We start from the raw sequence: 13,073 nt of genomic DNA, 5'->3' as shown, positions 1-13,073 counted from the left end.
ATGGCAGTGACCGACCACGTGCCGACCGACCACGTGCTGACCGACCACGACGTGCGGCTCATCGCCGAGGGGAGGCACCGCAGGCTCTGGGAGGTGCTGGGCGCCCGGGTCGAACCGGGGGGCGGTGTGTCGTTCGCCGTGCTCGCCCCGGCGGCCCGCGAGGTCCGGGTGCGCGGCGACTTCAACGGCTGGGACGGCGCCGCGCACGTCATGCGCCGCCGCGACGGCGGGGTGTGGGAGCTGTTCGTCCCGGAGGCGCGGACCGGGCACCGCTACCGCTACGCGGTGCTCGGCGCCGACGGGCGCTGGCGGGAGAAGGCCGACCCGGTGGCCGGGGCGACCCAGTGCCCGCCGGAGAACGCCTCGGTGGTGTTCCGGTCCGAGTACCGCTGGGGTGACGGGGACTTCCGCGCCCGGCGCGACTGGGCGAAGGAGCCGATGAGCGTCTACGAGGTGCACCTCGGCTCCTGGATGCCCGGGAAGGACGGGCGCCGGGCGACCTACCGCGAGCTGGCGCACGAGCTGGGCGACCACGTCGTGGACCTGGGCTTCACGCACGTCCAGCTCATGCCCGTGACCGAGCACCCGTTCGGCGGCTCGTGGGGCTACCAGGTGACCTCCTACTTCGCGCCCACGGCCCGGTTCGGCACCCCGGACGACTTCCGCTACCTTGTGGACCACCTGCACCGCAGGGGGATCGGCGTCCTGCTGGACTTCGTGCCCGCGCACTTCCCGCGCGACGACTGGGCGCTGGCCCGCTTCGACGGCACCCCGCTCTACGAGCACCCCGACCCGCGCCGCGGCGAGCACCCCGACTGGGGCACCCTGGTGTTCGACTTCGGCCGGCCGGCGGTCCGCGACTTCCTGATCTCCTCGGCCCTGTACTGGCTGACCGAGTTCCACCTGGACGGCCTGCGGGTCGACGCGGTGTCCTCCATGCTCTACCTGGACTACTCGCGCGGACCGGGGCAGTGGGAGCCGAACGCGCACGGCGGCAACGAGAACCTGGAGGCCGTGGCGCTGCTGCGGGAGTTGACCGACACCGTGCACCGGGAGGTACCCGGCGCGGTGGTGGTCGCGGAGGAGTCCACGGCCTGGCCGGGCGTCACCGCGCCGGACGGCCTGGGCTTCGACCTCAAGTGGAACCTCGGCTGGATGCACGACGTGCTGGGCTACCTGGGGCACGACCCGCTGCACCGGGCCGCGCACCACGGCGAGCTGGAGTTCCCGCTGGACTACGCGTGGAACGAGCGCTACGTGCTGCCGCTGTCCCACGACGAGGTGGTGCACGGCAAGGGCTCGCTGTGGCAGCGCATGCCCGGTGACGACAAGCAGCGCGCGGCGGGCCTGCGGGCGTTGCTGGCGTACACGTGGGCGCACCCGGGCAAGCAGCTGCTGTTCATGGGCGGCGAGTTCGGCCAGCCACCCGAGTGGGACAGCGACGGCTCGCTGTCCTGGGAGCTGGCCGACAGCCCGCCGCACCAGGGCATCCGCGACCTCGTGCGCAGGCTCAACCACGTCTACCGGCGCACCCCCGCGCTGCACGCCACCGACGACGACCGGGCCGCGTTCGCCTGGCACGCCAGCGATCCCGCGCGGAACGTGGTCGCGTTCCGCCGCACCGGCCCGGACGGCACGCTGCTGTGCGCGGCCAACTTCTCCGGCGTCCCGCAGCGCCTGGACGTCGGCGGTCCCTGGACCACCCTGCTCGACAGCGAGCGCCCCCACCTGGCCGGCGAGCACGTCACCGGCGTGCTCGACCTGCCCGCGTCCACGGTGACCTGGCTGTTCTCCGCCGAGTACACGGAAAATTCCGCAACTCGCTGAATGGCACCGCAGCGGCCGCGATTCCTTGTTCGTGGTCCGCACACCGGTGAAAATTGACCTGTCGGTTCCGAAGCGATCGGCACGAAACCGGGAGAAAATGTGAGCAAGAAAATCCTGTTCATCCTTTCCGAATACGGTTACTGGGGTGAGGAGCTGCTCGGGCCCCTGGTGGCCTGCGACCGCCAGGGGTACACGGCGGTGTTCGCCACCCCGACCGGCAAGCGGCCCGTCGCCCTGCCGCCCAGCCTCGACCCCGGCTACGTCGACCCGCCGCTGGGCCGGTCGGTGACCACGCCGGAGGTCGCGGTCGCGGCCCGGGAGCTGGACGAGTCGTCCCGCCTGGACAACCCGATCAGCCTGGCCGACTGGATCCCCGAGCGCCCCTACGACAGCGCGCCGAACCCGCTGCGCGCCATGGAGGCGTACTACCGGGAGATCGCCACGCTGGCCGAGGACATCGCCGAGTACGACGCGCTGGTCATCGTCGGCGGCTCCGGCCCGATCGTGGACCTGGCCAACAACGGCCGGCTGCACGAGCTGATCCTGGCCTTCATCCGGGCCGACAAGCCGGTGGTCGGCGAGTGCTACGGCGTCGCCGCCCTGGCGTTCGCCCGCGAGTGGGACGACCGCAAGTCGATCATCTGGGGCAAGCACGTCACGGGCCACTGCAAGGAGTACGACTACAAGGACGGCACCGGCTTCGTCGGCGTCGAGTTCAACATGGGCCCGCCGCCGTACCCGCTGGAGTACATCCTGCGCGACGCCACCGGCCCCGACGGCCAGTTCCACGGCAACGTCGGCAAGGAAACCTCGGTGATCGTCGACTTCCCGTTCATCACGGCCCGCTCGACCCCGGACTCCTTCCTCGCCGGCGAAAAGCTGGTGGAGGTCCTGGAGAACGGTCTGCGTCGATTCGGCTGGTAATCGGAAAACACCCGTGGAGGGCAGGTCAATGACCGAACGGCAGGGCAAGCACGCCCTTCTCGAACAACTGCGGGCCGATGGGCTGACGACGATGTTCGGCAACCCCGGCACGGTCGAGCAGGGTCTGCTGGACGTCGTCGAGCAGGACCCCGACTTCGACTACGTGCTGGCGTTGCAGGAGACGGTCGCCATCGGCATCGCGGACGGCTACGCCCGCGCCACGGCCGGGCCCGCCCTCGTGCAGCTGCACACGGGAGTCGGTCTCGGCAACGGGATCGGCATGCTCTACCAGGCCATGCGCGGCCACTCGCCGCTGGTGGTCGTCGCCGGCGAGGCCGGCGTCCGCTACGACGCCATGGACTCGCAGATGGCCGTCGACCTGGTGGCGATGGCCAGGCCGGTGACGAAGTACGCGACCCGGGTCACCCATCCGGACTCGGTGCTGCGCGTGCTGCGCAGGGCGGTGAAGACGGCGATGACCGAGCCCCGCGGCCCGGTGTTCGTCGCGCTGCCCATGGATGTGCTCGACGCGCCCAACACCGAGCCGGTGGCGCCGAGCACCGTCCCCAGCCGCGCGGTCCGGCCCGTCCCCGACGAGCTGGACCGCGCGGTGGCGGCGCTGCGCGGCGCGCGCAACCCCGTCGTGCTGATGGGTGACGGCGTGGCGGTGTCCGGTGCGCAGCGCGAGCTGGCCCGGGTCGCCGAGGCGCTGGGCGCGCCCGTGTGGGGCCTGGACAACTCCGAGCTGAACATGGACAACCGCCACCCGCTCTACCGCGGGCAGCTCGGGCACATGTTCGGCTCGGTGAGCAAGGCGGTCGTCGCGGACGCCGACGCGGTGCTGATCGTGGGCACCTACGTCTTCCCCGAGGTGTTCCCGGAGCTGGCGAGCCCCTTCGCCGAGGACGCCCGGGTCGTGCACGTCGACCTCGACGACTACGAGATCGCCAAGAACTTCCCGGTGGACGTCGCCCTGGTGGCCGACCCGAAGGCCACCCTGGCGGCGCTCGCCGACGCGCTGGGCGCCCCCGCCGAGCCCGCGCCGGTCCCGCCGTGGACGCCGCCCGCGCTCACCGCGGACAGCCCGCTGATCGAGCACTTCAGCGCGGCCCTGGCCGCGCACACCGACGACGACCTGGTGCTGTTCGACGAGGCGCTGACCGCGTCGGCGGGCCTGCTCAGCCACCTGCCGCCGCACGTGCCGGGCAACTACTTCCTCACCCGCGGCGGCTCGCTGGGCATCGGCATCCCCGGCGCCATCGGCGCCAAGATGGCCCGGCCGGACGCCACGGTCGTCGGCGTCACCGGCGACGGCGGCAGCATGTACACCATCCAGGCGCTGTGGACGGCCGCGCGCCACGGCGTCGCCGCGAAGTTCGTCATCTGCAACAACCACCGCTACCAGCTGCTCGACCTCAACATCGAGCAGTACTGGCGGGACGGCGGGGTGCCGTCGCACCGCCACCCGAACGGCTTCGACCTGCGCCCCGACCTGTCCTTCGTGGACCTGGCGAGGGGCATGGGCGTGGAGGCGCTGCGGGTGGACGAGCCGGCGCAGGTGGAGCCCGCGGTGCGCAAGATGCTCGACCACGACGGCCCGTTCCTGATCGACCTGCTGACGGACTAGGGCGGACGCGATGACCACGACGATCCTGCGGGAGGGCGGCGCGCTCGCCGGGCGCACCATCGCCATCCTGATGGAGACCGACTACGTGGAGCCGGAGATCGACTACTACCGGCTCAGGTTCGCCGAGGAGGGCGCGCGGGTCGAGTTCCTGACCCGGCTGTGGGGCCAGGAGAGCATCACGTTCACCGGCCACGAGCACCGGCTCCCCATCACGGTGGACGGCGACCTGGAGCAGGTGGACGACGAGCGGCTGCGCGGCTACGACGCCCTGATCGTGCCGTCGGGCATGGTCTCGGACCGGCTGCGCTACGCCGAGTCGCCGGGCGGCACCGCGCCCGCGGTGGACCTGCTGCGGCGGGCGTTCGCCGAGCCGTCGGTGCTCAAGGGCGTCATCTGCCACGGCCTGTGGCTGGTCGCCCCGATCCCCGAGGTGGTCAAGGGCCGCCCGCTGACCTGCCACAACAACCTCATCGCGGACGCGCGCAACATGGGCGCGCAGTACGTCGACCAGGACGTGGTGGTCAGCGGCGACCTGGTCACCGCGCGCAGCGCCGACCACTGCCACCTGTTCGCGCGGACCGTGATCGACCTGCTGGCCGCCCGCACGGCCGACCGCACCACCCGCTGGTGGCGCTCGTCCGTGCGGCCCACGGGAGGGGTGCGCCATGGCCGCTGACCCGCTGGCCCACGTCCGGATCTCCGACCTGGTCGCCGGGTACGTCACCGAGGCGCACCCCGACCGCGGCCTGGTCGACCTGCGCACCGGTGACGGCCACCCGGTCCGGGTGGGCTTCGAGCACGCCTCCGCCGAGCTGCTGCGCAACCTCGGCGAGCCGTACACCGACCTGACCTCGCGCAAGGCGGAGCTGCTCACGCCCGGGCGGCACGTCCTGGCGCACGGCATCTACTCGCCGACCGGCGACGGGCACGTCTTCGACGCCACCCGGATCGTGTTCCTCGACCGCGAGCCGGGGGAGTACGCGTTCGCGCGGCCCGGCTGGTGGCCGCGCCAGCTCCGCGAGCTGGCCCGGTTCTACCGGGTCGCCCAGTTCGGCACGGGCGAGGTCGACTACGCCGACTACCGCACCATCCTGCGGCTGGGCGGCGACAAGAGCGGCAGGCACGTGCAGGAGACCGACACGATCTCCCGGCTGGTGTACGGGATGGCGTCGGCGTTCCTGCTCACCGGCGAGGACGACTTCCTCGACGTCGCCGAGCGCGGCACCCGCTACCTGCGCGACCACCTGCGGTTCGCCGACCCGGAGAACGACGTCGTGTACTGGTACCACGGCCTCGACGTCGCCGACGGGGTGGAGACCAAGCTGTTCTCCTCGGAGTTCGGCGACGACTTCCGGTCCATCCCGGCCTACGAGCAGATCTACGCCCTGGTCGGCCCGACCCAGACCTACCGGATCACCGGCGACCCCGACGTCCTGGCCGACGTCGACGCCACCGTGCGGCTGTTCCACCGGTTCTTCCGCGACGAGGAGCGCGGCGGGTACTACTCGCACATCGACCCGGTGCACCTGCGGCCCGACCACGAGTCCCTGGGGCCCAACCGGTCCCGCAAGAACTGGAACTCGATCGGCGACCACGCGCCCGCGTACCTGATCAACCTGTTCCTCGCCGCCGGGCGCCGCCAGGACGCCGACATGCTGGAGGAGTGCTTCGACCTGATCGTCGCGCACTTCCCGGACCCGGCGAGCCCGTTCGTGCAGGAGCGGTTCCACGCCGACTGGACGCCGGACCGCGAGTGGGGCTGGCAGCAGGACCGCGCGGTGGTGGGCCACAACCTCAAGATCGCGTGGAACCTGATGCGGATGAACGCCATCCGCCCGAAGGACGCCTACACCAAGCTCGCCCGCGCCATCGGCGAGACCATGCCCGCGGTGGGCGGCGACACCCGGCGCGGCGGCTGGTACGACGTGGTGGAGCGGGCGACCCGGGCGGGCGTGCCCGGCCACCGGCTCACCTGGCACGACCGCAAGGCGTGGTGGCAGCAGGAGCAGGGCGTGCTGGCGTACCTGATCCTGGCCGGCAACACCGGCGAGGACGGGTTCCTGCGGCACGCCCGCGAGTCCGAGGCGTTCTACAACGCCTTCTTCCTCGACCACGACGAGGGCGGCGTGTACTTCAGCGTCCTCGCCGACGGCACGCCGTACCTGCTGGGCACCGAGCGGCTCAAGGGCAGCCACTCGATGTCGATGTACCACGCCGCCGAGCTGTGCTTCCTCGCCGAGGTCTACGAGCGGCTGCTGATCCGCGGCGAGTCGCTGGACCTGTGGTTCCGGCCGCGGCCGGACGGGTTCCCGGGCCGGCTGCTGCGGGTGGCGCCGGACGCGCTGCCGCCGGGGTCGGTGCGGTTGCAGTCGGTGGAGGTCGACGGCGGCCCGTACGACCGGTTCGACCCGGAGTCGCTGACCGTGCGGCTGCCGGACACCAGCTCGCCGGTGAAGGTGCGGGCGCGGCTGGTCGCGGTGTGAGGCCCGCGCGGCCGGTCGCGTGCGGGAGCCGCGACCGGCCGCGGTGGGACCTCTTCGGTAGGACTTTCCGGCGGGACTCCTCGGGGGAGACGTGGAAGCCAGGCTGATCGAGGCGGAGCTGATCGAAGCGGTGCGGCCCGCACCGCCGCACCCGCCGGGTGCGCGGGTGGTGCCGGGCGGCATCTCGTTCGCCGTCCGGTCCAGCGGGGCGACGGCGGTGTCGCTGGTGCTGTACCGGGCGGGCGAGGCGGAGCCCTTCGCGGAGCTGCCGTTCCCGCCGGAGTGCCGGACCGGCGGCGTGTGGGCGATGACGGTGCCCGGCCTCGACCACCGCGACCTGGAGTACGGCTACCGGGTGTGGGGTCCGGGCGGCCCCGGCGACCGCTACGACCCGCGGCGCGTCGTGGCCGACCCGTACGCGCGGGCGATCGGCGGCGGTGGCGAGCGGTGGGGCGGGCCGCGGCAGCCGTTCGAGGGGTTCCGGTACCGCGGCCGGGTGGTGGTCGACGAGTTCGACTGGGAGGGCGACCGGCCGCTCGGCCTGCCGGCGCGCGACCTGGTCGTGTACGAGGCGCACGTGCGCGGTTTCACCCGGCACCCGTCGTCGGGGGTGGCGGCGCCCGGCACGTACGCGGGGTTCGCCGAGAAGGCGGGGTACCTGCGGGAGCTGGGCGTCAACTGCGTCGAGCTGCTGCCGGTCTTCGAGTTCGACGAGCTGGCCAACGACCGGTTCGACCCCGTCGCGGGCCAGGCGCTGTGGAACTACTGGGGGTACAACACGGTCGGGTTCTTCGCGCCCAAGGCGGGCTACTCGTCCGGCCCGGACGCCTCCGCGGAGCTGAAGACGCTGGTGAAGACCCTGCACCGGGCGGGCATCGAGGTGGTGCTCGACGTGGTGTTCAACCACACCGCCGAGGGCAACGGGAACGGCCCGACCATCTCGCTGCGCGGCCTGGACAACCGGGTGTTCTACCTGCTGGACGACGACGGCGGGTACCGCGACTACAGCGGCACCGGCAACACGCTCAACGCCAACCACCCGCTGGTCGTCGAGTTCGTCCTGGAGTGCCTGCGGTTCTGGGTGACCGAGTACCACGTGGACGGCTTCCGGTTCGACCTGGCCTCGGCGCTGACGCGGGGCGCGGACGGCACGCCGCTGGCCGACCCGCCGCTGCTGCGGGCGATCGCCGAGGACCCGCTGCTGCGGGACACCAGGCTGATCGCGGAGGCGTGGGACGCGGCGGGGCTGTACCAGGTCGGCTCGTTCCCGGCGCACGGCCGGTTCGCCGAGTGGAACGGCAGGTACCGCGACGCGGTCCGGCGCTTCCTCAAGGGCGACCCGGGCACGGCGGGGGAGGCGGCGCTGCGCCTGGCCGGGTCGCCCGACCTCTACGCCGGGCGCGGCCCCCTGGCGTCGGTCAACCTCGTGACCGCCCACGACGGCTTCACCCTCGCCGACCTGTTCTCGTACAACGAGAAGCACAACGAGCGCAACGGCGAGCACAACCGCGACGGCGAGCACGTCAACCACTCGTGGAACTGCGGCCACGAGGGCCCGACGGACGACCCGGAGGTGCTGGCCCTGCGCGGGCGGCTGACCCGCAACGCGCTGGCGCTGCTGCTGCTCGGCCGGGGCGTGCCGATGCTGGTGGCCGGCGACGAGTTCGGCCGCACCCAGCAGGGCAACAACAACGCGTACTGCCACGACGACGAAGTGTCGTGGGTGGACTGGGATGCCGCGACGCGCAACCGGGACCTGGTGGAGTACACGCGGTCGCTGATCGCGTTCCGCCGGGCGCACCCGGCCCTGCGGCGGGACGCGTTCGACGGCGTCCGGCACGAGGCGGAGGGCTCGTTGCTCACCGTGACGTTCGAGGCGCCCGGCGACGTCGTGCTGGTGGTCGCGAACTCCCACTGGGAACCGGCCGAGGTCGCGCTGCCGCCGGGCGCGCGGTGGCGGCTGTTCCTGGACACCACGACCTGCGAGGTGCACCGCGACCCGGTGCCCGTCGACCAGGACCGGATTCCGGCGGGGCCGCGTTCGGTGCTGGTGCTCACCACGGCCCCGCGAGGAGGAGCAGAGGGATGACGCTGTACACGAAGGTGGAAATGGACGACGACGAGGCCACCGTGACCCTGACCGGGTACGCGGGGCAGGAGGCGGTCCCCACGCTGGACCAGCTGATCAGCGCGGTGGCCCTGCTGCCCGTCCGGCGGCTGGTGTTCGACCTGGAACGCCTGACCGCGTTGCCCAGCGCGGGCGTCCGGAGCCTGCTGATGGCGCACCAGACGGCCGGGCCGGGCTTGCGCATCGAGATCACGGGCGCCCGGGGCGCGGTGGCCGAGACCGTTCGGCTGTCCGGCTTCTCGGGCGTCAGCGCGCCACCGATCGCCCTGGTGGCGTGAGGCGGGGGGCGCGGCGGGGAGTTCGGGGGATCGCCCCCGCCGCGCCCCCCGTCCTCCCGGGGCGACCCGCGCGGGTTCACTCGATGGGGCCTGTGCCGCGGTGCCGCCGGTGGGCATCCTGGACGGCGGCGAGGGGGAGGGATGGCCGCGCGAACACGCAACCGCGGGAAGGGCGGCGGGAAGAAGCGCGCCAGGGGGAGAAGCCGCCGGAAGACCAAGGTGTCACCGCTGCTGCTCGTGGGCGGTGGCATCGCGCTGTTCCTGCTCGTCGACTTCGTCCGGACCCACCCGGTGCTGTCCGCGCTGATCGCCGCGGCGCTGCTGGCCGGGGGAGTGGCGAGCCTCGTGCTGTGGCTGCGCGCCCGCCGCCGCGAGGCGTCGCTCCAGGCCGAGCGCGACCGCGTCATCGAGGTCACCGACGGGATGAGCGGGGTGGAGTTCGAGCGGTGGACGGCCCGGTTGCTGAGCCGGTCGGGGTGCACCGACGTCCGCGTCGTCGGCGGGTCGGGTGACGCGGGCGCGGACGTCCTGGCCACGGCGCCGGGCGGCGGCCTCGTCGTGGTGCAGTGCAAGCGCTACGGCCGGACCAAGGTCGGCACCAAGGCCGTGCAGCTGTTCGCCGGCACCGACCGGCTCTACCACGGGGCCGACATCTCGCTGATCGTGACGACGTCGGACTTCACCTCCGAGGCCCGGAAGGTGGCGGCCGGCGTCGGCATCGTCCTGGTCGACCGCGCGGTCCTGGCCGAGTGGGCGCGCACGGGCGCCGCGCCGTTCCCCCTGTCGCGCAGCGGCCCCTACCGCTCGTGGTGAGCCGGTTCGATGATCCGGGTGGGGGTGGTGCCGGCGGTGAGCTCGCGGTGCCGGGTCACGTCGTGGTCCAGTTGCTCCGCCAGGCGCGGGATGGTGGTCGAGGCCAGGTAGCTGTCGGCGCCGGCGTCGAGCAGGCGCCGGACCGGGCCGGGGTGGCTGACGCCGAGGCCGTTGTCCTCGACCTCGGTGACGACGACGCGGGCGTTCGGGAACATCGACCGCAGGCCCCCGATCAGCTGCGGGCTGCTCGGCGGCACCAGCAGCACGTCGGCCGTGCTCGGGGCGGCGTGCAGGTCGAGCACGATGTAGTCCCCGCCGAGCGCGGCGGACAGCGCCGCGCGGGCCGACCTCGACAGCTTCATCGCGGTGGCGACCACGGTCACGTCGGGCACCAGCGGTGCCCGCTCGGTGTTCACGCGCGGTGAGCCCGCGGCGGAGAGCAGCGCGATCGGGGCGCCCTTCCGGGTGATGACCAGGCTCTCGCCGGGGGCGAGGGCGTCGATCAGCTCGACGACGTCCTCGGGCAGGCGTGTCACGTCGATGCGTCGTGCGCCGAACGCGGCGTGTTCGTCGGTCATGTCTACAGGACGGGTGTGGCACCGGCCGGTTCACCTTGATGACCATGGCGGCGGCGAACCTCCACCGATACCCGCTGATCCGGGGTCTCAAACCCGAATTCGAGGCCCGATGGCATCCGGGTGCGCCCTGGTCCTGTACCGTGCTCCGGCAACAGTCCGTAATCGGGTAATGCATGTGAGGGACGAGCTAAAGCGTGAGCACGGTCATCGAGGAACGCGCGCCCGCCGAGGTGCGCAGGCCGTCGGCGTTCCGCACCGACATCCAGTCCCTCCGGGCCGTGGCGGTGCTGGCGGTGGTGGTCAACCACCTGTGGCCGACCGGGCTCACCGGTGGTTACGTCGGCGTCGACGTCTTCTTCGTCATCTCCGGCTTCCTGATCAGCTCGCACCTCGACCGCGAGATCACCTCGACCGGCCGCGTCCGGCTCGCCCGCTTCTACGCCCGCCGCGTCCGCCGGCTCCTGCCCGCCGCGCTGCTGGTGCTCGTCGTGAGCACGGTGGCGGCCTACTTCCTGCTGCCCTACCCGCGCTGGGAGGCGACCGCGTCCGAGTCGTTCGCGGCCGCCCTGTACTGGGAGAACTGGCTCCTCGCGGCCAAGTCCGTCGACTACTCGGCGGCCAACGCGGCGGCCAGTCTGGTCCAGCACTACTGGTCGCTGTCGGTGGAGGAGCAGTTCTACCTGGTCTGGCCGCTGCTGCTGATCCTGCTGTTCAAGGTCCGGCGGCGCCGGGCCCAGGTGGTCGGCATCGCGGTGGTGGGTGCGGCGTCGCTGGCGTTCAGCACCTACTACACGCAGGTCGAGCCGAGCCAGGCGTACTTCGTCACGCCGGGGCGCGTCTGGGAGTTCGCGCTGGGCGCGCTCATCGCCCTGACCGGCGTCGAGCTGTCGAAGCGGCTGTCCGGGGTGGCGTCGGCAGCCGGGTTCGCGCTGATCATCGGGTCGGCGTTGTGCTACGACCACTCCACGCCGTTCCCCGGCTACCTCGCGCTGGTGCCCACCGTCGGCACGGCGCTGGTCATCCTCGCAGGTCAGCGCCCTGGGCAGCAGTGGCACGCGCGGGTCACGGCGTCGGCGCCGGTGCAGTTCACCGGCAACATCAGCTACTCGCTGTACCTGTGGCACTGGCCGCTGGTCGTGGTGGCGCCGTTCGTGTTCGGCGACGCGCTGAGCGCGGGCCGGATGACCACGCCGTACCTGCTCGTCGTGCTCGCGGCCTCGTTCGTACTGGCCTACCTGTCGAAGGTGCTGATCGAGGACCGGGGCATCGCGGTCCGCGCCGGCACCGGTGCCACGTTCGCCGCGATGGTGGCCGGCCTGGTCGTCGTGTCCGCCGCCGCGGGCGGCCTGAACTGGACCTACGAGCGGCACGTGGCGCAGGCCGAGCGCGACGTGGCCGAGCACGGCACCGGGCCGTGCGCGGGCGGGCGGGCGATGATCCCGGCCAACGGCTGCCCCAACCCGCTGGGCCCGGCGAAGGTCGTGCACATGGGGCCGGCCAACGAGTACTTCAAGAGGCCCGAGGGCTGCGTCGACGTCGCCGACCTGAAGGACGTCCTGAGCTGCGACTACAGCGGCGGTTCGGCGTCCGCGCGGGTCGTGTGGCTGGTCGGCGACTCGCATGCCCAGCAGTGGCAGCCGATGGTGGCCGAGCTGGCGCGCGAGCACGGCTGGGTGTTCAAGGTCGGCTACCTGGGCGGGTGCCCGATGGCGGACGTGGACTTCGTCGGCTACCGCGGCGCCACGACCGACGAGGCCAGGCGCAAGTGCGCCGACTGGTCCGCGCGGATGACCGACGTGATCGCGGAGGACTCGCCCTCGGTGGTGCTGACGTCGTTCTACGCGCGCAAGGAGGTCGTGGACGACGGCAGCGGCCGCTCGCAGACCGAGCAGTACCGCGACGGCCTCGAACCGCCCTGGAAGCGGTGGACCGACGCGGGCGCGCGCGTGGTGGTGCTGGGCGACCCGCCGCTGAACGGCGAGGTGCGCGACCACCAGTGCGTGGCGCTCAACCCCGCCGACCCGACGGCGTGCTCGGTGGACCGCGCCGTGGCGCAGCCCTTGGACCCGCTGGCGGAGGTCGCGCGGACCAGCGGCAACCCGGACGTGTCGCTGGTGGACTTCACCGACTACTTCTGCGACGAGCAGGAGTGCCACGGGGTCGTCGGCAACCTCGTCGTGTACTACGACCCCGACCACCTCAACGCCGCCTTCAGCCGCACGCTGGCGCCGGTGCTGGCGGAAGCCCTCGACGTCGAGTAGCCGCCGGCCGGGGCCGCGGGAAATCGCTGTTCGGCGGCCCGAGCGGCAGGCCCGCCGCAGGCCGCGGACGGGCGTCGCCCCGTTCCTGCCCGGTGCCGCCGCGCGGGGACCGCATTCGTACGGGTGACGCGGCCGGGCGACCTCCACGGGTGTG

The 13,073-nt window shown here is 72.6% G+C and carries 10 protein-coding genes; 9 read left to right on the top strand and 1 reads right to left on the bottom strand.

What is annotated here, in order from left to right; translation table 11 throughout:
* From glgB to EKG83_RS29405, 8 genes are all read left to right on the top strand, one after another.
* Nucleotides 1–1,827, top strand: a complete 1,827-nt coding sequence (glgB, locus tag EKG83_RS29440; protein ID WP_084717204.1) for a 1,4-alpha-glucan branching protein GlgB — start codon at nt 1–3, stop codon at nt 1,825–1,827.
* A gap of 99 nt (nt 1,828–1,926) precedes the next feature.
* Complete coding sequence (locus tag EKG83_RS29435; RefSeq protein WP_033435869.1) at nt 1,927–2,751, top strand: type 1 glutamine amidotransferase domain-containing protein; 825 nt, start codon at nt 1,927–1,929, stop codon at nt 2,749–2,751.
* 28 nt (nt 2,752–2,779) lie between these two features.
* Nucleotides 2,780–4,378 (top strand): thiamine pyrophosphate-binding protein, encoded by a 1,599-nt coding sequence (locus EKG83_RS29430; protein WP_033435868.1) that lies wholly within the window; start codon nt 2,780–2,782, stop codon nt 4,376–4,378.
* Nucleotides 4,379–4,388: 10 nt separating this feature from the next.
* Entirely contained in the window at nt 4,389–5,054 is a 666-nt protein-coding gene (locus tag EKG83_RS29425; RefSeq protein ID WP_033435867.1) for a DJ-1/PfpI family protein, read from the top strand.
* Nucleotides 5,044–6,861 carry an AGE family epimerase/isomerase gene (locus EKG83_RS29420; protein ID WP_033435866.1) on the top strand — a complete coding sequence of 606 codons (1,818 nt, stop codon included), beginning with the start codon at nt 5,044–5,046 and terminating at the stop codon, nt 6,859–6,861. Before EKG83_RS29425 ends, EKG83_RS29420 begins: the two co-directional genes overlap by 11 nt.
* Nucleotides 6,862–6,952: 91 nt before the next feature.
* Nucleotides 6,953–8,950: a glycogen debranching protein gene (locus tag EKG83_RS29415; protein ID WP_051767065.1), complete on the top strand. Its 1,998-nt coding sequence runs from the start codon at nt 6,953–6,955 to the stop codon at nt 8,948–8,950.
* The gene (locus EKG83_RS29410; RefSeq protein ID WP_033435865.1) at nt 8,947–9,267 is read left to right on the top strand and encodes an STAS domain-containing protein; all 321 of its coding nucleotides are present in this window, start codon (nt 8,947–8,949) and stop codon (nt 9,265–9,267) included. Before EKG83_RS29415 ends, EKG83_RS29410 begins: the two co-directional genes overlap by 4 nt.
* A 141-nt stretch (nt 9,268–9,408) precedes the next feature.
* Nucleotides 9,409–10,080 carry a restriction endonuclease gene (locus tag EKG83_RS29405; protein WP_063741576.1) on the top strand — a complete coding sequence of 224 codons (672 nt, stop codon included), beginning with the start codon at nt 9,409–9,411 and terminating at the stop codon, nt 10,078–10,080.
* On the opposite strand, the gene EKG83_RS29400 is transcribed toward EKG83_RS29405, so the two are convergent.
* Nucleotides 10,065–10,658 (bottom strand): hypothetical protein, encoded by a 594-nt coding sequence (locus EKG83_RS29400; protein ID WP_033435863.1) that lies wholly within the window; start codon nt 10,656–10,658, stop codon nt 10,065–10,067. The two genes, EKG83_RS29405 and EKG83_RS29400, sit on opposite strands and share 16 nt — an antisense overlap.
* Nucleotides 10,659–10,852: 194 nt before the next feature.
* On the opposite strand from EKG83_RS29400, the gene EKG83_RS29395 reads away from it, so the two are divergent.
* Nucleotides 10,853–12,919, top strand: a complete 2,067-nt coding sequence (locus tag EKG83_RS29395) for an acyltransferase family protein (RefSeq protein ID WP_033435862.1) — start codon at nt 10,853–10,855, stop codon at nt 12,917–12,919.
* Nucleotides 12,920–13,073 lie beyond the last annotated feature (154 nt).

It is taken from the genome of Saccharothrix syringae (genome assembly GCF_009498035.1).
Lineage (GTDB): Bacteria > Actinomycetota > Actinomycetes > Mycobacteriales > Pseudonocardiaceae > Actinosynnema > Actinosynnema syringae.
Note: the sequence above shows the minus strand (reverse complement) of the source record. Positions and strands in the feature narration are given on the sequence as shown.

Coding starts and splice junctions, on each gene's coding strand:
- glgB (WP_084717204.1), top strand. CDS start 1: ATGGCAGTGACCGACCACGTGCCGACCGACCACGTGCTGACCGACCAC.
- EKG83_RS29430 (WP_033435868.1), top strand. CDS start 2,780: ATGACCGAACGGCAGGGCAAGCACGCCCTTCTCGAACAACTGCGGGCC.
- EKG83_RS29425 (WP_033435867.1), top strand. CDS start 4,389: ATGACCACGACGATCCTGCGGGAGGGCGGCGCGCTCGCCGGGCGCACC.
- EKG83_RS29420 (WP_033435866.1), top strand. CDS start 5,044: ATGGCCGCTGACCCGCTGGCCCACGTCCGGATCTCCGACCTGGTCGCC.
- EKG83_RS29410 (WP_033435865.1), top strand. CDS start 8,947: ATGACGCTGTACACGAAGGTGGAAATGGACGACGACGAGGCCACCGTG.
- EKG83_RS29405 (WP_063741576.1), top strand. CDS start 9,409: ATGGCCGCGCGAACACGCAACCGCGGGAAGGGCGGCGGGAAGAAGCGC.
- EKG83_RS29400 (WP_033435863.1), bottom strand. CDS start 10,658: ATGACCGACGAACACGCCGCGTTCGGCGCACGACGCATCGACGTGACA.